Here is an 18,982-nt window from a genome sequence, read left to right on the forward strand (position 1 = left end):
CGCTGCAATGCTTAGAAACCCTCGTTTCGCAGTGGTATACTGCGGCTTTCGCACTTTTGCACTCCACGCCGAGAAGAACGATGAACTACAACAGGCTCCCGCTTCTGATGGCTCCCCTGGTGACGCTGCTATTCCTAACTACTGCCGCCCTTGCGATGGCGGCCGAGACGCCGCAGGACAATCGTTTGTGGTACGACGAGCCAGCCAGCAAGTGGACCGAAGCGGTGCCCGTGGGCAACGGACGGCTAGGCGCCATGTGCTTTGGCGGTACGACCGATGCACGGATTCAATTGAACGAAGAATCGGTGTGGGCAGGACCACCCGTGCCCCAGAACACACCCGCGATGCGCGAAGCTTTGCCCGCCGCCCGCGAAGCGTGGTTTGCCGGCGACTACGACAAAGCTCATCAACTGCTGCAGCCCGCCATGGCCGCGCGAATCTCGCCCCGCAGCTACCAGACCCTCGGCGACCTGCATCTGGAACTGGTCGACGTAGACGGCGACGTGACGGACTATCGGCGGCAGCTCGATCTCGACACCGCCATCGCCACTACCACGTTCACCATCGATGGCGTGACTTACCAGCGGGAGGTCTTTTCCTCGCCAGTCGACGATGTACTGGTCGTGCGGATGACGGCCAGCGAGCCGGGCAAGCTCAATCTGCAAGCATGGCTCGATCGCCCAGTCGACTTCGAAGTCACCAGCGACGAGTCCGGCACGCTCACCATGCGCGGCCAGGCGCAGCACAAGGGCAAGCATCTCGGCACGTTCTGGCAGGCGACGCTCAAGGCCAACGCCGACGGCGGAGAGTCCAAAATCGTCGACAACCGTTTGGAGCTGAGCGGTGCCGACTCGGTAACGTTCATTCTGGCTGCGGCCACCGACTACAACCCACAGTTGCCCGAGACACGCTCCCCAGAGGTTGCTGCCGATCTGATCGCGACGTGCCTGAAGCAAATCGAAGGCAAGACCTTCGACGAAATGCGCGACCACCACATCACGGCCCATCGCGAATACTTCCGCCGCGTGGCATTGGACCTTGGCAATGACGAGAACAACTCGCTGCCAACCGACGAGCGCCTGGAGAAAGTCAAACAAGGCGAGACCGACACGGCGCTCGAGGCCCTGTACTTTCAATACGGCCGGTACCTGCTGATTTGCTCCTCTCGCCCCGGCTGCTTGCCGGCCAACCTGCAGGGCATTTGGAACGAGCACATCGAAGCGCCATGGAACTCCGACTACCACACGAACATCAACATGCAGATGAACTACTGGCCCGCCGAGGTGACCGGCCTCAGTGAATTGCACGGGCCGATGTTCGACTATACCGAGCGATTGGTGCCCCCGGCCCGCGCGACGGCCCGCGAGATGTTTGGCACCCGTGGCGCCGCTAGTGGCCATACCAGCGACATCTGGCATTGGACGCCCGTGTTCGGCTACCTGGTGTACGGCATGTGGCCGCACGGACTGGCGTGGAACTCCACGCACTTCACCGAGCACTACCACTTCACCGGCGACAAGGAGTTCCTCCGCGAGCGGGCCTATCCGCTGCTGCGCGAGGTGTCGTCGTTTTACCTCGACTACCTGACGCCCGATCCCGAGACCGGCATGCTGATGGCCGGGCCCGACATCTCGCCGGAGAACTCCTACAGTGTGGATGGCAAGCGATATAACGTTTCGATGGGCACCAGCATGAGCCAGCAGATGGCCTGGGAGGCCTTCACGGCCACGCTCGAAGCGGCCGACGTGTTGGGCGAGAGCGACTCGCTGATTGACGAGATTCGCGCGGCCCGCGAGAAGCTCTACATTCCGCAAATCGGCGACGATGGCCGGCTGATGGAGTGGAGCAAGCCGTTCGACGAGCCGGAACCCGGCCACCGCCACATCTCGCACCTGTTCGCCGTGCACCCGGGTCGTCAGTACAACAAACGGCAATCGCCCGAGATGCTGGACGCCGCCCGCAAGACGATCGACTATCGCCTGTCGCACGGCGGCGGGCACACCGGTTGGAGCCGGGCGTGGATCATCAACTTCTTCGCCCGCTTCGGCGAAGGCAACATCGCCCACGACAACATCGAGGCGCTCTTGGCCAAAAGCACGCACCCCAACCTGCTGGACAATCACCCACCATTCCAAATCGACGGCAACTTCGGCGGCACCGCGGGCATCGCCGAAATTCTGCTGCAGTCGCACATTCAGCACGATGGGCCTACCGGCCCGTACGAAATCGAACTGCTCCCCGCCCTGCCCACGGCCTGGCCCACCGGCTCCGTGACCGGCCTCCGCGCCCGCGGTGGCTTCGAGGTCGACATCGCTTGGGAAGATGGCAAGCTCACTTCGGCCACGATCACGTCGCTGGGTGGTGAGGAGGCGATTTTGGTTTATGGGGAGAAAAGCTTGGAGGTGGAGCTCAGGGAGGGTGAGGAGATTGAGGTGGATGGGGAGTTGGAGGTTGTGGAAAACACTAGGACTTAGCAATGCTCCTGGAGCACGAAAGCAACAATCCCCAGAATGTGCGTCGTATGGCGTAGTCGGGTTTCCCTGTGCTCACGTTGCTCACGCAGCTGATTTTTGTTGCGATAGTGTTATTAGGAGCTGCACTCGGTGTTCTCCTGGGAATCTATGGAATGTACTTTGCCTGCGTGGCGTTAGATAAGGTACTTGGGCTAAGTGGTGGCGACGGCTTTGTTACGATTGGGTGGGTATTACTTGTAGTCACTATTCCTTTAGGTGGCTATCTTGGTGGACAGCTCTCTCAGAAGCTCGCACGAATCTTGCTCAGGTTAGAAGACAGCGCGTAGCACAATCATCCATAAACCCGGATAACACAACCAATATTGGTCTCCTTAGTGGCTAGAAGGTAGAATAGGGGCATCCAAGTCACCGTCCGCACTTCTCAATCAGGATCCCGATGCCAAAGCTCGACTATCGCAATATCGAAATCGACGCCGAGCGATGCGGCGGTCAGCCAGTCGTGGCGGGAACGCGTATCCGCGTTGCGACGATACTGACCTGCTACCGTCAGGGAATGAGTGTCGAAGAGATCACGCAGCAGTACTCCTCGCTGAAACCGGCGGACGTTCACGACGCTCTGGCGTACGCCTACGATCACATTGCCGAAATCGAACAGGCACTGGCCGAGGATGACGAGTTGATCGCTAAACACAAACGGTAACACCGACAGCCGGCCGGAACTCGCTTTGCCACCTGTCACGTCCCCCACGGCCGGTTATTCGTGTGCGCAGCACAAGAGATCGTGGCGGCAATCACCTACTGTTGCAAGCAACACCGACAATCGGCCGAGCAAAAGTCGTGCAAATGGCCACGCTGCCTCCGGCCGCCTGTCGGTGCTACCCGGTAGACACTGTCTCCGCCGCTTCCTTCCGCACCGGCCCCCCCGCCACACCGAGCCGAAAGATCCCCCCCAGCGCCGCAAACACTTCGTGGTAGTTGATCTTCGACTCGCCGAACCGGCGGTCTTCGAACGTGATCGGCACTTCGGCGAAGCGGCAGCCGATTCGGCGGCAGCGGTACAAGAGCTCTTGCAGCACCGCGTAGCCGCGCGCTTTGACCAGCGACAGGTCGAGCTCTTTAAGCTTCGCCACGCGGTAACAGCGGAAGCTGCCGCTGGTGTCGTGCGGCGTAAGGCGCAGTAGCGTGCGGGCGTAGGTGTTGATGCACCAGCTCATCACTCGGCGTTTGGCTCCCCAGTCGACCACCTTGCCGCCGGGAATGTAACGCGAGCCAATCGCCACGTCGGCCTGGTCCATCGAAGCCCGCAGTGCGGGAATGTACCGCGGGTGGTGGCTAAAGTCGGCGTCCATGTTCAGCAGGTACTCGTAGTCCTGGTCGATAGCGTAATTCATTGCCGCCAGGATCGCCGTGCCGAGACCCATCTTCTTGGCGCGATGCATAACGTGCACTCGCAGGTCGGCGGCTGCCATCTCGTCGGCCAGCTGGCCGGTGCCATCGGGCGAACCGTCGTCGACTACCAAGACGTGGGCATCTGCGGCGTGCTCGTGAATCGACTCGATGAGCGGGCGGAGATTCTCCCGCTCGTTGTACGTGCAGAGCGAAACCAGCAGCGAGCCGTGCTGCGTTTGAGATGCGACTTCGGGATCGTCCATGTTATCAGCCATTGGGAGAGAGGGAGTGCCGTCAGAATGACAGACGCACACCGAGCTGCCAAGCAGTGGCCTGGACACTCGCCTCCAACGGTTGCGCTAGACCCAATGCGTTAGACGATCACGCTAGTGAGTTCCTGGAATTCACGATCGTCGCGCAGGGCGTCGAAGTCCGATTCGTAGGGCACGAGGTCGAGATAGTTGATGTCCAGGTCGAGCGCGCGCCCCAGGCAACGCAGAGCGCGGCGGCGGTTGCGGGCCAGGCACCAGTAGCAGGCGAGGTTGTAATGCAAAATGGCTTCACGGGGATCGCTACGAACCGAATCTTCGAGCGTCTCGATGGCGTGTTCCAAGCGGCCGGTCCGCTTGTAGCACCAAGCGAGCGCCAGGCCGACGTGCATGTCGCCAGGCATTAGTTCGGCGGCACGCTCGAGCGGCGCAGTGGCCTCGTGGTAACTTTCCGATTCGCGCAGCGCTTCGCCCAACAAATAATTGGCGCGACCGCTATCGGTTACCACGGAATGGCGACGTTTGAGGCTCTCGGCTGCTTGTTCGGGAAGACCGAGTTCGAGGTAGCCTTCCGCCTCGCGGATTGCACGGGAGATGCGTGAGTTGCGTTGGGGCATAATGAGTTCGAAAAGCACGTTGATGGGCAGTGTTCAAAGGCCGATCGATTCCATTCTTGCGGCACGCGCTCTAGGTGTGAATGCATTCTATGCAGAGACTCGGCCGCGCCCAAGCACCTTATGAAAAGTCGCGCCGCAAGTAGTTGCAGGCTTTGGACTAAGTGCCCAAAAATCGAGTTTTGCACCCGTACCGCCTGTAAGACGCGGGCAAACTGTTACGCGTTGGACACTATCGCCACCCACGAAATGGCGCTGCCCGCGCGGTGCCGCCTTGGCCAGCCGAGCATGCGGGGTGCGTTCAGGTGCGCCGCCCCGCCAGGTTGCGCGTTCGCCACACGTGGCGTCGGGTGAACATCGTAGCGGGCGGATGTTGCTTTTCCACCTCGTACGGCACGGCCGCGATCCGCCCGCCAATCGCTGCAAGTTGCTATCCAGCATGCACTTGCGCCGCTTCAATTACTCCACAGCCGGCTCCTGGCGCGGCGGTTGCCTTAGTACTCCCCCAGCATCCCTCCGACACGCTCGGCGCTGCCCTGGTCCCCTCGGGCAGCGTCGGGCGTCCTCTTCTCGCTGGTCAGGTTCCGGAAGTGAAGCACGTTCTTCTCCTAGCGCTGCTCCTACTCACCGTTGGCGGTTGGGCCGCCACGGTGGAGCCCCGCTCTGCGGCGGATGCCGCTGCGGTGAGCCACGCGCCTCAAATCGATTGGGTGCGAACCATCGATGGCTGGGAACCTGCCGCCAACCTGAACGCCAGGCCGCCGGCCGATGCTACGCTGCATCCCGTTGTTGTGGCAGGGTTTATGGCGCTGGGCAGCCTGTTCGCGCTGCTGGCCCCACCCACGGTGCAGCGCGACTAGCTGAGCGCATCTCGGATTTCTGTCGAGTTTCTTGCACGGATCGCCTGCCAGCCCGTCACTACTACTTGTAGAAGGCAAACTCGCCGCGACGCAACGCCGTTGCTAGCAGCGGGATCCCACACGTTTGGTGGGGCCAACTTCACTTGCCCAATCTCACTGGTGACGACCATGCGACTCACACTTCGCACTTTGCTCGCTTACATGGACGATATTCTCGATCCGGAGAACCAGGAGAACCTGGCCAAGCAGGTTAGCGAAAGTGAGAAAGCCTCAGAGTTAATTCATCGCACCCGCGATGCAACGCGCCGCTTGCGTCTGGGCGCTCCGCCGGTGTTTGGCGATGGAATGGAACTGGATCCGAACTACGCGGCCGAGTATCTCGACAGCACGCTCTCAGGCGACGACATGTCGGAGTACCAGCAAGTGTGCCTCGATTCGGACGTGCATCTGGCCGAAGTGGCTTCGTGTCACCACATCCTCACGATGGTGCTAGGCGAGCCCGCCGAGATCGATTCGGACATGCGGCAAAAAATGTATGGTATCCCCGGAAGCATCGACGAGTGGCATCAGTCGCGGGTGGATACGGCGCACACGCCGGTGGTGGAAACGACGCCAGTGGCCCCAGTGGTGCATCCCCAAGCGTTGGGGCAGGACGAACCGGTCACCGAGGTGCCCGCCTACTTGAAAACGGAAAGCTCGTCCGGCGGTCGCCAGATGGCCATGGCATTTGCCGCCGCTCTGGCGTTGGGCTTTGTCGCCTTCATGCTGTTCAGACCGGGAGGCCTACTCTCAGGCAATCAGGAAGTCGCGCAGGAGGACCCCGCTGCTTCGCAGAACGAGCCTGTGGAAAATCTCGCTACTCCCGATGCGACTACTCCTGATGCGACTGCGACTGCTGCATCACCACCGGGCCCCGAGAAGTTGGCCGTCGAGGACGGCCCAGCCGACGAGCCCGTTGAAACGGCTACCGCCCCGCCGGAAGACGGCAGTTCGTCGTCCGAAGAGGTAATCGCGGATACTCCGCCGAATACGCCACCGGCCGATCCTCAGCCACAGGACAGCACACCGCAGGACAGCGTGGTGGACGCCTCGCCGATGCAGAACGAGACTCCGGCAGCCGGTACGCCGAATGACAGTGATCTGCCACCGGTAACTCCACCAACCGATCCGACCACCAATAACGCAGTGGCAGATGCCCCGATCGTGACTCCTCCCATCGAAGACGGCACCACCGAACCAGGCGACGTGGCGCCCGAAGAACCGATTAAGGTGGCCAGTAACGATTCCAACATGACAACTCCGCCGGTCAATGACACGTCAATGGAAAAGACGACCGAGGAAGTTACTGCCGAGGCTCCCGCGGAGCCGCCCGAAGCGCCGCCCATCGGCACGATGGTAGCAACCGACCAGGTGCTGCTGCGGCTGGACGACGCGACGTCCGATTGGTTCCGCCTGCCGCCACGCTCGAGCGTAATGGCGGGCGATCCGCTGTTATCGCTGCCGACATTCCGCCCCTCGCTGGCGTTGGTGTCGGTGCTGCGAGTCGAGCTGTGCGACGGCGCCATGGCCAAGGTCGACTACGCCGACGACGGTAAGACCCCGCGGCTGGAACTGGCCTACGGTCGCTTCCTGCTGCAAAACACCGGCATGCAGTCCACCAAGGTGCAGTTGGTCGTCAGTGGCGAAACGCGCACCGTCGAGCTCGCATCGACTGGCGTGCTGGGATTGGATGTCGATCGACCGTTCGTTCCGGGTGCCGACGTGGAATCGTCGCTGGGTGAATTTGTGGCCACGTTCTACGCCCCCAACGGCCGCGTGGTCTGGGACACCGAGGGCGCAGCGCTCACGGTCGACCAGCCGGCACAGTGGTCGTGGAAAGAAGGCACACCCAAGTCGATTACCGACAACGTCGAATGGCTGAACGGACAGTCGCTGGATTACCTGCAGCAAAACGTCTCACGGTACTTCGAGAAACAACTCAACAGCGATCAGCCGGCACGCGTGCAATTGCTGGAACTGTACGAAAGTTCGCGACGCCGAGAGGACAAAGCCCTGGCGGCCGTGTGCGGTACGCACGTTGGTCAGTTCGTTCCGTTCGTCCAGGCGTTGGCGGACACTCAGCAGCAGTCGAGCTGGGAAGAGCACATTGCCGAACTTCGCCGGGCCATGTCGCGCAGCACCCAGGCGGCCAAGCTGGTTCATCAAACCTTGATCGAACAACGGGGCGGCGCCCTGGCCGACGACCTGTTCGAGATGTTGCGGGGTTACACACCCGAGCAGATTGGTACCACCCCCGAGCAGGTGCAGGCCGGAGTCACCCGGCAGTTGATCGAATGGCTGAAGCACAACCGGCTCGAGTACCGGGTGCTAGCTATCCATAACCTCAAGCAGATCTACGGCGGCAAGACTCTGGGTTACAACCCGGTCGTCACCGAGCCAGCACGTCAGGACCGCGCGGTAAAGCAGTGGCGAAGCCGCCTGGCCGACAACGAGTTGGTGCCCACTTTCGCGGCCAAGAATTAACCGTGTGGTCGTGGGCAGGCCACTGCCCACGAGCCGCCATCTTACTTCAATCTAGCCAAAACGGGCAAAATTGTTGGTGCCCGCCGCGCGGTTGTCTGTCGATTTCCCCTATTCCATCGGCGGATAGCTCGGTTCCCAGGACCCGCCAGTATTGTTAGACTGGGAGGTCTGTTGGAGCAGACCGGACGGTGATGGTTCTATTAGCTTGGCTCGGGGAATCCCGGCCTGAATACTGGAACGGATCACGTGCGGTTGGCCCCGCGACCCCGATACAAGGTAATCTGGCAAGGGCACCATCTGTGCAAGTTCGAGTTTCCACCCGCCATGGACATTTAAGTGAAGCCAGTCAGGCGAAAATTGCCAGCAAGGCAGAAAAGCTGCTGAGAATTTTCGACCGATTGAGCGATATCGTGGTGGTGGTCGACCTCAAGGACGAACAGACCCCCAAGGTCGACGTGCAGGTCTCGGCTGAGCACAAACACGACTTCATGGCTAGCGAACAGTCCACCGAAATGATGGTGGCTGTGGATGCAGCCCTGCAGAAGATCGAACAGCAACTGCGAAAATACAAGAACCGGGTGGTCGAGCGAAATCGAGATCGCGACCGCCAGGGACGACAGGTGGAAGCTGAGCACACGCCAGAGGAAGAGTAACGGTATCGGAGAGCCGCCAGGCGCGACGACAATCCCCCCGCCCCGGCCCCCGCTACCCTAAGGTCAAACCACCGAAATACATCTCGGGCACATGCAACTGCCCGCCGACACAAGGAACCCCATGGAAAATGAAATTCTCTGAGTTCATATCAAAAGAAGCCATTCGCCCGGACCTGGAGTCCGTCGACAAGGAGTCGGTGATTCGCGAGATGGCCAAAGCATTGCAGGCGGCGCACTCGATTGACGACGATCAGTTCGAGAGCGTGGTCGAAGCTATTCTGAAGCGTGAAGAACTGGGCAGCACGGGCATCGGCCGCGGGGTCGCGGTTCCCCACACCAAGCACCCCACGGTCGACAAATTGTGCGGCGCGGTGGGCGTGAGCGAAGAGGGCGTGGAATTTGACAGCCTGGACGGCGAAAAAGTACACCTGCTGTTCCTGCTGGTATCGCCTCCCGATCGCCCCGGCGACCACCTTCGCGCACTGGAAAACATTTCTCGTCAACTACGGAACGACACCTTCTGCCGGTTCTTGAAGCAGTCCAAGAACTCCGACGATGTTTGGACGCTTCTGGAAGAGGCGGACAACAATCAGTTCGGATCGTAACCGCAAGGGTCGAGGGAGAGGCGTGGGGGACCCCTTTTTCTCCCCCTTCCCTCCATTTCTTCCCCGACAAATTGAGTTATGGCTGACTTAGTGATTACCAAATCGTTTGTGGTTACGTCGAAGAACGGACTACACATTCGCCCAGCCGAGCAGCTTGCTCGGCTGGCGAACCGATTTGCCGCACATATTGGTTTGATCCACGAGAGTCAGCGCGTGGATGCCAAAAGCATCATGGAAATGCTGACATTAGGCGCCCGCGAGGGAGCCTGTGTCGTGATCGAGGCCCGGGGCAGCGATGCCCAGGAAGCGGTAGACGCGATTTTGGCCCTAGTCCAGAGCGAGTTTGCCGAGCAGGCCACCGAAGCAACTTCGGGCGATTCGCCCAGTTGAGCTTGCGGCCGACCGAACAAAGTGGCACATTCTTTCGTAGAACGTGATGACAGAGTGTGCAAGCAGGAAACATAGAGATTCAAGATATCAGAGTTGCCCCGCGGCCTCCGGCACAAGGTCGAGAGCGGTCGCGGGACGATGGTCCAATCCACAACACCTTACAAGGCATACCAGGGCTGACCTCTGGCGGCGAAGCTAAGACCCACGCCAGCAGGAAGCCATGCGGAGCCGCCACGAGCGAGAGGTGCTCGCCCCCCAGAGGCGAGCCGATCTGGCAACCACCGTGCGAGAATTGCGGATGCTGTACACCAAACGAGTACTCCCGCCCGCCCGTGAGTTGCCCCTTGCTGCGGCGCGCCCGCTGCCAGTGAACCTGTCCGTGTTCCACAGCATTGCCCCGTTAGCCGGCCCTATCGTGCTCCGACGATAAACCGCAGCAGCAATTCCCCAACACGTGTCAGCTCTGGTCGCCTCAACGAGCGCGGCATGCAGCGTTTGCAGGGAATAGCAGTTTCGCCCGGCGTCGCCATTGGCGAAGCGATAATCTTCGGCAACGAGGGATTTCGTATCTCTCGCCGGTTCCTGCCGCGCGAAGCTGTTGCGTCCGAGCTTGCCCGACTCGATCAGGCCATCGCTGCGGCGGCCAAGGAAATCGACCTCAACCGCCAGCGTGTTGCCGAGCAACTGGGCGACGACTACGCCGCCATCTTCTCGGCTCACCTGCAGATGCTGCAGGATCGCAAACTGCGCGAAGAACTGGAGCAGATGATCCGCGACCGGCATTATTCGCCGGAATATTCGGTCAGCCGTGCTTTGCGTCGCTATGCCAAGGTATTCCTGTCGCTCGAAGGCGACACCATGGCCGAACGCGCCAACGACGTGTTCGACATCGAAAAACGACTGCTCCGCCACCTGCTGGGCGAGCGGCGGGAAGGTCTGGGCGAACTGACCGGCGAAGTGCTGATCCTGGCACACAACCTGACGCCCAGCGAAACGGCCAACCTGAACCCCAATTTCGTCAAAGGCTTCGTCACCGAAACAGGCGGCCCCGGCAGCCATACGGCCATTGTGGCCGAGGCGCTCGACATCCCGGCCGTGGTCGGCACCGGTCCCTTCCTGACGGAAGTATCGGGTGGCGAAACACTGATCATCGACGGCGACAACGGGCTGGTGATCCTGCAGCCCGATGAGGAGACGCTCGCCCGCTATCGTCACGAAGTGGACGAGCACAAGCAGCTGGCCGCCAAACTCGAGACCCTGCGCGACCTGCCATCGGACACACTGGATGGTCAGCATGTCACCATGTTCGGCAACATCGAGTTCCCTGCCGAAGTGAAACCTTGCCTGGATCGAGGCGCCGAAGGCATTGGCCTGTACCGCACCGAGTTCCTGTACCTCACTCGCGACGTGCAGCCCAGCGAATCCGATCACCTGGCCGCCTATCGCGAAGTGATCGAAGCCCTGGACGGTCGGCCAGTGGTAATGCGGACCCTGGACCTGGGTGCGGACAAGATTCCCAACTTTCCGATGCCCGACGACGAGCGGAACCCGTTCCTGGGGCTTCGCAGCACCCGGCTGGCGCTGAAGCACGTCGACATGTTCCGCATTCAGTTGCGGGCGATGCTGCGAGCCACCACGGCGGGTCCGATCAAGATCATGTTCCCGCTGATCACCAATCTGCTGGAATTGCGGCGGGCCAAGATGGTGCTGTCCGACGCGATGGAAGACCTGGAAGAGGAAGGCATTCCGTTCAGTCGTGATATCGACATTGGCATGATGGTCGAGGTGCCTTCGGCCGTGGTGATGATGGATCACTTCGTCCAGGAAGTCGACTTTTTCAGCATCGGCACCAACGACCTGATTCAATACGCGCTGGCCGTCGACCGGAGCAACAAGGACGTCGCCTCGCTGTATACGGGCAGCGATCCTTCCATCCTGCGGCTCATCAAGATGGCGATCGACACCGCTGCGCAGCACGACAAGCCAATCAGCATGTGCGGGCAGATGTGTGGCAATCCAATTTACACGATGGTGCTGCTGGGACTTGGACTGCGTACGTTCAGCGTAGTTCCTGCGGCGATCCCCGAAATCAAACGCGTGTGCCGTTCCGTGACCATCCCGCAGTGCGAAGAGTTCGCAGCCAGGGTGATGTCGCTGGAGAGCGCGCGCGACGTCAAAACCGCGCTTCGCGAAGAGTTGATCAAGATTCTTCCCGACCAGCTGATTTGACGTTGTTCACTTATCCACAAGAGAGACAAACAAGTGTCAAGCATGGACTCACCTGCCCCCCAACCCGATATTGAACCCGACGATCCGGGCGGCCTGCGTGCCGTGGCCGATGATGGCAATGCTCCGCCAAAGCGCCGCCGCCGTCGCACGAAGAAAAAGAAAGTGGCATCCGGTCGGAAGAAAGTAAAATCGGATACCAAAGAAAAGAAAGCCACGATCAAGCAGGAAATGCTGATCAACGTGGCCCAGCCCGAAGAGTGCCGCATCGGCATTCTGGAAGACGGCGTGCTGGAAGAGCTGTACGTCGAACGCAGCAGCCAGGACAACTACGTCGGCAACATCTACAAGGGCAAGATCGTCAACCTGGAACCAAGCATCCAGGCGGCGTTCGTCGACTTCGGCGTCGGCCGCAACGGCTTCCTGCATATCAGCGATGTGGAGCCGCAGTACTTCCGCCAGGGCGGTTTCGACCCGGACAAACCCATTCAAAACGACGGCACGCAGATTCCCGACAAGGTGTCGAACGACCTGGATATCGACAGCGATGACGACGATGTCGACGAGTCGGGACCGCGCCCCTCGCGCAACAACAACCGCCGCCGGGCAGGCGTCCGCCCGCGAGTGAAGCCCCCTATTCAGGACATCTTCCAACGCGGCGACGAAGTGGTCGTGCAAGTGATCAAGGAAGGTATCGGCACCAAGGGCCCCACCCTGTCGACCTATATCAGCATTCCCGGCCGCTACGTGGTGCTGATGCCGGCACTCGGCCGGATTGGCGTGTCGCGCAAGATCGAAAGCGACGATGACCGCCGCCGATTGCGCGACATCCTCCGCGAACTCAATCCGCCGAAGGGCCTGGGATTCATCGTCCGCACTGCAGGCACCGACCGAACCAAGAAAGAGATCTCCCGCGACCTGGCTTATCTATTGCGGTTGTGGAAGACGATTGTCCGTCGCATCAAGAGCGCCGAAGCGCCGACGGACATCTACGAAGAAAGCGACATGATCATCCGCACCATCCGCGATATTTTTACCGCGGATGTGGATGCCATTCACATCGACGAGCCCGCCGCCTACGAACGGGCGAAGGAATTCCTGCAGATCGTGATGCCCCGCTACGTCAGCCGGCTGCAGCTGTACGAAGGCCGCGATCCGCTGTTCCACAAGTACAAGATCGACGAAGAGATCGCGCAGATCAATCAGCGGAAAGTGCCCCTGAAGGGCGGCGGCTCGCTGGTAATCGATCAAACCGAAGCGCTGGTGGCCATCGACGTGAACAGCGGCAGCTTCCGCACCGATGGCTCGGCCGAAGAGTCGGCCTTCCAACTCAACCAGATTGCCGCCCGCGAAATCGCCCGCCAGTTGCGGCTGCGCGACCTGGGCGGAGTGGTAGTGAACGACTTTATCGACATGCGGAAAGATCGTCACCGCCGCATCGTGGAGCGGACGCTGCGCGACGCCGTGAAGCGAGATCGGGCACGCACCAAAATTCTGCGGATCAGCCCGTTTGGTCTGATCGAGATGACTCGCCAGCGGATTCGCCCAAGTTTGAAGCGGAGCGTCTTCAAGGAGTGCCCCAGTTGCAGCGGCGCCGGTTTGGTGAAGAGCGCCGAGAGCATGGCCATCGAGGTGGTCCGCAAGCTGATGATGGCTTCGCAGGGGGAGCGCGTGAGCAAGGTGACGGTCTCGGTCGAGGAGGAAGTGGCCGCCTACCTGAACAACCGCAAACGCCGGGAACTGGCCCAGCTGGAAGACGACTACAAGATGGTGGTCTACGTCAACGGCAGCGAAGGCATCTCGCCCGAGCATCTGGAGATCGTGTGCGAAGACGAAGCCGGCCGGGTAGTACTGGTCGACGGAGTTTGAACCACCCGATCAGTACGCCTGCTCCAGAGGGCTGGCGTGCTGCGCTTCACGCTTCATCCGCGAGGTGGAGATGAAGAGGTGCACGAGCGGCACCAGCATCGCCAGTAAAACCGGAATCACCAACAGGCCGATGCTGAAGGGGAACGACTCGCCGACGACCAATGCGCCCAGCGTCGACAAGTACAGCAGGCCGAATGGGATCGCCCAGATGACGATCACCAGCAGTCGCGTGAATTGCCAGCTCTCCGCGGAGCGGTGCAACGCATAAGCCTGTGCCAGTTGCATCATGGCCGTGCAGAACAGGACCGTGGCCACCAAGGTTACAATGGAGACGAGTTGCTCGCCCACCGATAGCAATGTGGGCCTTGAGAACACAAAGTGATCCATTAGGGCGATCACGCAGTTGATCATGCTGACGACCAGCACGATCCGCATGTAGTCGCGGTACTTGCCGTCGAGGTCGAACTGCTTCAGGCGGTAGACCCCAAAAGTCAACAGCAGCATTCCTAGCAGGTCGTTCAAAATGTCAAACCTCACGCCCGAGGTGTGGCCGTTGACGGTAGTCGAATAGCTGAAGGTGAAGTCGAGCACGCAGAGCAGCCCTCCCCAGAAGACCAGGCGAAGCGGCAAAATGGCTTGAGAGATGGGCATTGGGTGTCAAACTCCTGCGCGGCAAGCGATTGATGATTGGCATTCAGCGGCAAAGTGGTATTCGATGGTAAGCCCTAAACATTGGGGCCATCGGATCGGTTACCATCACCAGCCGGACGCCACGCCGTCCGCGAGCCTGCGGGAAGGCCAGCAGGGCAAGGACCGGTTTAGCCTTGAAACCCGCCGGATAGGCGGCGTTTCACCCCCTTTTGCCCCCCTCGGCAGTCGGTTATACTTCGGGACTCTCAAATACTCACGATTCACAGCCTCTACAGGCAGGAACCCTAACCGATGTATGCCATTATCGCCGACGGTGGTCGCCAACTGAAAGTCGAAAAAGGTCAAGAAATCGATCTGGCCTACCGGGACGTTGCCAAGGGCGAAAAGCTGACCTTTGACCGTGTGCTGGCCATCGGCGGCACCGACGACGTGAAGCTCGGCAGCCCCACCGTCGAGGGCGCCAGCGTGGTAGCCGAGATCGTCGGCACCACCCAGGGCGAGAAGATTAGCGTGCAAAAGATGCGTCGTCGTAAGAACAGCCGCCGCCGCACGGGCCACCGCGCGATGTTCACCCGCGTGAAGATTGCGGAAATCTCCTGCTAGCAGCCGGTACGATATAAGTCATTATCACGCCGCGGTTTGCCTCAAGCGGACCGCGGCGTTTGCATGCGCGGCGATCCGCTGTAAACGCACCTTTCGCCGCGGTGCGATTTACTTCATGCTGAAGCCTCACGACTCAGTAGCTCAGATAGCCCAGGGACGATGGCATGACTCGGCTAGCGCAACGAAGGTTGCTTCTACAGACTCTGTTACTGGTGCTGCTGGCCGGACCAGCGCACGGTCAGCAGTTCCCCACCCAGACTGCGCCGAATCCCTTGCGCAGCGATTCAGCACCAGCACAGCAATCCACCGCGCCGCAGCAGCAACCAGCGGCAACCAACCAGCAACCAACCGCCCCGGCACAGGCGGCGGCCACAGACCAATCCACGCCAGCTGAGTCAGAAGAAGCTTCCGACGAAAGGGATACAACCCCGCCAGATCGCGAGATCTTCACGCCCGAACAGATCGAAGAACGTCTGTCGCGGATCGACAGCCTGCAATTGTCGGATGCCGAGAAGGGCGACGCGAAAAAGTTCTACCAGGACGCGTTGCAAGCGACCACCGAACTAAAGAAGCAGCAGGACGAATTAGCCAAGTGGTCGACCGAGTACACCACAGACAACGACAACGACGAGTCCAAGCCCATCGCCGGCCGTTCCAAGGGTTGGTACGAGCGTGAGTTGGCCCAGCCGCTCGAGGCGCTCAAGAGCAAGATGCTGGCGCCGTTCGATATCAAGCAAGCCGAGACACCAGCACTGGAAGAAAAGGCCACCGTTTACGAGACCGCGGCCAACAAGTGGAGCAAGATTGTCAAAGAGCTGGAGGCGGCGCCAGCCACCCGCAAGAAGTTCCTCAGCAACTATCAGGCAACGCGTCAGGAGCTGGAGCAACGACTCAACCAGGTGCTCAGCGACCTTTCGGAAATCACCGAAATCACCAACGAGGTAACCAATGCCCGCCGGGTCGCGCTCACGCAGCGGGCCGCCAAACTGGAGAAGGAAATCAAGGCCCTGGCCGAGAAACGCAAAGCGCTGCTGCTTGGCCAGGAAGCATACGATTTGGAGCTCGAACTGGCCAAGCGCAAGGCGGACATCTATGCCAAACAACTGGCCGCCGCCCGCAACGAGCTGAGCGAGCGTCGCAAGCAGGCGGCCGATGAGCAGCGGCGGACAGCGGAAGCACAAGCCGATCGGAACAAGCAACTGATCGCGCGAAATCCCGACTCGCTCGGAGACCTGGCCAAGTTCAACCAAGGACTCACCGAGCAGGTGCAAGACGCCACCACCGAGTTGGACAAGGTGCAGCACGAGATCGACGAGGCCAACAGTCGGAACACCAGCCTCACGACAACCTACGATACGTTTGTATCGCGGTTTGGCGATGGCAGTCTAACTCAGGCCAGCGGCCAGTTGCTCCGCGATCAACGCGCGAAGTTGCCGCGCGAGGCACAGCTTCGCCGCGACGCCACGCAGCGAACGTCGCAGAAAAACGACGTCGCTTACCGGCAGTATCTGGCCTCGCAACAACTGAGCGAGCTGGAAGACGCCAACAGAGTGGCGGAGAAGATGCTGGCGAACGTTCGGCCCGAAGACCGCGCTGAAGCGGAACCGGTCATTCGCGAAATGCTCGCCAGCCAGGTCGACTATCTCAAGAACTACAACGCCAACCTGGACAAACTGGAAGAGAAACTGCAGGAGCTGGTTACGGCCAAGGAGACTCTCCGCAGAAACACAGAAAACCTTCGCGATTTCATTGCGCAGCGTGACTTGTGGATTCGCAGTTGCCGGCCACTTTGGGCGTCGCAGATCCAGTTGGGCCAACCTCAGTCGATCAGCAACTGGAAGCCGCTGTACTTGAGCCACGGCATCGACGCGATGTTCTGGAGCCTCAGCCCCGCCAATTGGCGCCAGGCGCTGGTCGACCTTCGCAATGCCGCCTACCGCGAAGCACTGATGGTAGGAATGCTGATCGCCGCCTTTCTGCTGCTGATCTATTTCCAGCGAAAAGCTCGCAAGCAAATCAAAGAGCTGGGCGTCGAAGCCGCCAAACGCAGTTGCACTGAGTTCTGGCCCTCGCTTCGTACCCTGTGGCTCACACTGGTGGTTTCGCTGCCCTGGCCGCTGGTGGTGTGGGGCATTGGTTGGATGTTGCGGGGGGCAGTCATCGAGTCGGAATTCACCATCGCCTTGTCGCAATCCAGCCGCACCGCAGCCTGGATACTGCTGCTGGCAGAGTTCTTTCGACAAAGCTGCCGGAGCGACGGACTGGCCGAGGCACATCTGGGTTGGCCGCGTTCGGCGCTATTGCAACTGCGACGCTACCTGCGATGGGTGCCAGTGCTGATAGTACCATTGGTATTCTGGTTTGTGGGGCTTGATGCGCAAGGCACCGAGCCGTTGTGGAGCGAATCGCTGGGGCGGGTGTTGTTCCTGATTGTCATGGCCTACACGACGTTTGCCCTGTGGCGGTTGCTGCTAACCAACAACAGCGCTATCTACCAAGCGCTCGATCGCGGCACGGAGAACTGGCTACTGAATATGCACCGGATATGGCGTCCGGCGCTGGTGCTGCTGCCGGTGGCCTTGGCCATTGTGGCGGCCATGGGCTACTACTATACGGCCGAACAACTGGCCGAACGCTCGCTGCAAACGGCCGCCATGCTGCTGGTGCTGATGATTGCCGGCGGTCTGTTGCGGCGTTGGGTGCTATTGAATCGTCGTCAACTGGCCCGCGAGCAAGCTCGTCAGCGACGGGCCCATGCCCAGGCGGCAGCCGCCGCCGAGGGAGAGGATTTGACGGCGGCCATTGAAGTGCCCGAGGACACGGTCGACCTCACGGCTTTGAGCGAAGCGACCCGCAAGCTGCTGCGAGTACTGCTGTTCGTGGCCGGTGTCGTGGGGGCGGTGTTCATCTGGCAAGACGTCTTCCCGGCCCTCGCCTGGCTCGATGCCATCCCCCTGCCGGGCACGGGCGACCACGACACGCCCACCACCTGGGGCCACCTGATGCGGGCCCTGTTGACGCTGCTGATCACGTACGTGGCCGTGCGCGACATCCCCAGCGTGCTGGAACTGGCCGTGCTGCAACACCTGCCTATCGACCAGGGGGCGCGGTATGCGATCTCCACCCTGGTGCGGTACGCCATCCTGACCATCGGTATCGTGATTGCTGGCGCGCTGATGGAAATTGGCGCAAGCCTCGGTTGGCTGATCGCTGCAATGGGTGTTGGTCTGGGCTTCGGTTTGCAGGAGATCTTTGCGAACTTCGTCTCGGGCATCATTCTGCTGTTCGAACGCCCCATCCGCGTGGGCGACATCATCACGCTGGGCGATAAGACCGGCATCGTCAATCGCATCCGCATGCGGGCCACCACCATCGTCGACTGGGACCGCAAGGAATACGTGGTGCCCAATAAAGACCTGGTCACCGAGCGGCTGTTAAACTGGACGCTGTCCGACCAGACGAATCGTGTCGTCATTAACGTTGGCATTGCCTACGGCAGCGACACCGAGCGGGCCATCGAACTGCTGCACGAGATTATTGGCGGACATGATGATGTGCTGAAGGATCCGGGGCCAGTCATCACCTTCGAGGGATTTGGCGACAGCACGCTCGACTTGGTGGTCCGTTGCTACTTACCCAACCTGGAGCGGCGGATCTTCATCATCTCCGAGCTTCACACTGCCATTAACAAGCGGTTTAACGCCGAAGGTATCGAGATCGCCTTCCCGCAACGCGACTTGCACATTCGCAGCATGCCGCCCGAGTGGGCGACTCCTCCCGCCGTAGCGGCGGATAAATCGAACAGCAACGGCCATCCCGAGGTACCAACCAAGGCCGATGCACCGCAGTGATCGAT

The 18,982-nt window shown here is 60.6% G+C and carries 16 protein-coding genes; 13 read left to right on the forward strand and 3 right to left on the reverse strand.

Annotation, left to right across the window (positions count from 1 at the left end; all coding sequences use genetic code 11):
- Positions 1 to 80 precede the first annotated feature (80 nt).
- From NG895_RS18350 to NG895_RS18360, 3 genes are all read left to right on the forward strand, one after another.
- A complete protein-coding gene (locus tag NG895_RS18350) occupies positions 81 to 2,474 on the forward strand; it encodes a glycoside hydrolase family 95 protein (RefSeq protein WP_252853973.1) in 2,394 nt (797 codons plus the stop codon).
- Between the two features lie 68 nt (positions 2,475 to 2,542).
- Positions 2,543 to 2,800, forward strand: a complete 258-nt coding sequence (locus NG895_RS18355; protein WP_252853974.1) for a hypothetical protein — start codon at positions 2,543 to 2,545, stop codon at positions 2,798 to 2,800.
- A gap of 110 nt (positions 2,801 to 2,910) precedes the next feature.
- Positions 2,911 to 3,174 carry a DUF433 domain-containing protein gene (locus NG895_RS18360; protein WP_252853975.1) on the forward strand — a complete coding sequence of 88 codons (264 nt, stop codon included), beginning with the start codon at positions 2,911 to 2,913 and terminating at the stop codon, positions 3,172 to 3,174.
- Between the two features lie 175 nt (positions 3,175 to 3,349).
- Here NG895_RS18360 and NG895_RS18365 read toward each other — a convergent pair whose 3' ends face one another.
- Together NG895_RS18365 and NG895_RS18370 are read right to left on the reverse strand one after the other, a co-directional pair.
- Positions 3,350 to 4,138, reverse strand: a complete 789-nt coding sequence (locus tag NG895_RS18365) for a polyprenol monophosphomannose synthase (protein ID WP_252853976.1) — start codon at positions 4,136 to 4,138, stop codon at positions 3,350 to 3,352.
- A gap of 98 nt (positions 4,139 to 4,236) precedes the next feature.
- Complete coding sequence (locus NG895_RS18370) at positions 4,237 to 4,749, reverse strand: TPR end-of-group domain-containing protein (protein WP_252853977.1); 513 nt, start codon at positions 4,747 to 4,749, stop codon at positions 4,237 to 4,239.
- 587 nt (positions 4,750 to 5,336) lie between these two features.
- On the opposite strand from NG895_RS18370, the gene NG895_RS18375 reads away from it, so the two are divergent.
- The 8 genes from NG895_RS18375 (at position 5,337) to NG895_RS18410 (ending at position 13,872) form a co-directional block, all read left to right on the forward strand.
- Positions 5,337 to 5,606, forward strand: a complete 270-nt coding sequence (locus tag NG895_RS18375) for a hypothetical protein (RefSeq protein ID WP_252853978.1) — start codon at positions 5,337 to 5,339, stop codon at positions 5,604 to 5,606.
- A gap of 168 nt (positions 5,607 to 5,774) precedes the next feature.
- On the forward strand, positions 5,775 to 8,129 hold the full coding sequence (locus tag NG895_RS18380) for a hypothetical protein (protein ID WP_252853979.1): 2,355 nt from the start codon (positions 5,775 to 5,777) through the stop codon (positions 8,127 to 8,129).
- Between the two features lie 299 nt (positions 8,130 to 8,428).
- Entirely contained in the window at positions 8,429 to 8,782 is a 354-nt protein-coding gene (hpf, locus tag NG895_RS18385) for a ribosome hibernation-promoting factor, HPF/YfiA family (protein WP_252853980.1), read from the forward strand.
- A gap of 128 nt (positions 8,783 to 8,910) precedes the next feature.
- Positions 8,911 to 9,387, forward strand: a complete 477-nt coding sequence (locus tag NG895_RS18390) for a PTS sugar transporter subunit IIA (RefSeq protein ID WP_252853981.1) — start codon at positions 8,911 to 8,913, stop codon at positions 9,385 to 9,387.
- Positions 9,388 to 9,465: 78 nt separating this feature from the next.
- Entirely contained in the window at positions 9,466 to 9,777 is a 312-nt protein-coding gene (locus tag NG895_RS18395; RefSeq protein ID WP_252853982.1) for an HPr family phosphocarrier protein, read from the forward strand.
- A 220-nt stretch (positions 9,778 to 9,997) separates the two neighbouring features.
- Complete coding sequence (locus NG895_RS18400) at positions 9,998 to 10,207, forward strand: hypothetical protein (protein WP_252853983.1); 210 nt, start codon at positions 9,998 to 10,000, stop codon at positions 10,205 to 10,207.
- Between the two features lie 56 nt (positions 10,208 to 10,263).
- A complete protein-coding gene (gene ptsP, locus NG895_RS18405; RefSeq protein ID WP_252853984.1) occupies positions 10,264 to 12,006 on the forward strand; it encodes a phosphoenolpyruvate--protein phosphotransferase in 1,743 nt (580 codons plus the stop codon).
- 42 nt (positions 12,007 to 12,048) lie between these two features.
- Positions 12,049 to 13,872: an Rne/Rng family ribonuclease gene (locus tag NG895_RS18410; protein WP_252853985.1), complete on the forward strand. Its 1,824-nt coding sequence runs from the start codon at positions 12,049 to 12,051 to the stop codon at positions 13,870 to 13,872.
- Between the two features lie 9 nt (positions 13,873 to 13,881).
- Here the strand turns inward: NG895_RS18410 and NG895_RS18415 are convergent, their stop codons facing one another.
- Complete coding sequence (locus NG895_RS18415; protein WP_252853986.1) at positions 13,882 to 14,523, reverse strand: hypothetical protein; 642 nt, start codon at positions 14,521 to 14,523, stop codon at positions 13,882 to 13,884.
- Between the two features lie 291 nt (positions 14,524 to 14,814).
- On the opposite strand from NG895_RS18415, the gene rplU reads away from it, so the two are divergent.
- A complete protein-coding gene (rplU, locus tag NG895_RS18420) occupies positions 14,815 to 15,126 on the forward strand; it encodes a 50S ribosomal protein L21 (RefSeq protein ID WP_252853987.1) in 312 nt (103 codons plus the stop codon).
- 164 nt (positions 15,127 to 15,290) lie between these two features.
- Positions 15,291 to 18,977 (forward strand): mechanosensitive ion channel domain-containing protein, encoded by a 3,687-nt coding sequence (locus tag NG895_RS18425; RefSeq protein ID WP_252853988.1) that lies wholly within the window; start codon positions 15,291 to 15,293, stop codon positions 18,975 to 18,977.
- The last annotated feature ends 5 nt before the right edge of the window (positions 18,978 to 18,982 follow it).

This window comes from Aeoliella straminimaris, assembly GCF_024054565.1.
In the GTDB taxonomy this organism is placed as follows: Bacteria; Planctomycetota; Planctomycetia; order Pirellulales; family Lacipirellulaceae; genus Aeoliella; species Aeoliella straminimaris.

What these genes read in the sequence shown, in the direction of transcription:
- NG895_RS18350 (WP_252853973.1), top strand. Translation starts at nt 81, where the DNA reads ATGAACTACAACAGGCTCCCGCTTCTGATGGCTCCCCTGGTGACGCTG.
- NG895_RS18360 (WP_252853975.1), top strand. Translation starts at nt 2,911, where the DNA reads ATGCCAAAGCTCGACTATCGCAATATCGAAATCGACGCCGAGCGATGC.
- NG895_RS18365 (WP_252853976.1), bottom strand. Translation starts at nt 4,138, where the DNA reads ATGGCTGATAACATGGACGATCCCGAAGTCGCATCTCAAACGCAGCAC.
- NG895_RS18370 (WP_252853977.1), bottom strand. Translation starts at nt 4,749, where the DNA reads ATGCCCCAACGCAACTCACGCATCTCCCGTGCAATCCGCGAGGCGGAA.
- NG895_RS18380 (WP_252853979.1), top strand. Translation starts at nt 5,775, where the DNA reads ATGCGACTCACACTTCGCACTTTGCTCGCTTACATGGACGATATTCTC.
- NG895_RS18390 (WP_252853981.1), top strand. Translation starts at nt 8,911, where the DNA reads ATGAAATTCTCTGAGTTCATATCAAAAGAAGCCATTCGCCCGGACCTG.
- NG895_RS18395 (WP_252853982.1), top strand. Translation starts at nt 9,466, where the DNA reads ATGGCTGACTTAGTGATTACCAAATCGTTTGTGGTTACGTCGAAGAAC.
- NG895_RS18400 (WP_252853983.1), top strand. Translation starts at nt 9,998, where the DNA reads ATGCGGAGCCGCCACGAGCGAGAGGTGCTCGCCCCCCAGAGGCGAGCC.
- ptsP (WP_252853984.1), top strand. Translation starts at nt 10,264, where the DNA reads ATGCAGCGTTTGCAGGGAATAGCAGTTTCGCCCGGCGTCGCCATTGGC.
- NG895_RS18410 (WP_252853985.1), top strand. Translation starts at nt 12,049, where the DNA reads ATGGACTCACCTGCCCCCCAACCCGATATTGAACCCGACGATCCGGGC.
- NG895_RS18415 (WP_252853986.1), bottom strand. Translation starts at nt 14,523, where the DNA reads ATGCCCATCTCTCAAGCCATTTTGCCGCTTCGCCTGGTCTTCTGGGGA.
- rplU (WP_252853987.1), top strand. Translation starts at nt 14,815, where the DNA reads ATGTATGCCATTATCGCCGACGGTGGTCGCCAACTGAAAGTCGAAAAA.
- NG895_RS18425 (WP_252853988.1), top strand. Translation starts at nt 15,291, where the DNA reads ATGACTCGGCTAGCGCAACGAAGGTTGCTTCTACAGACTCTGTTACTG.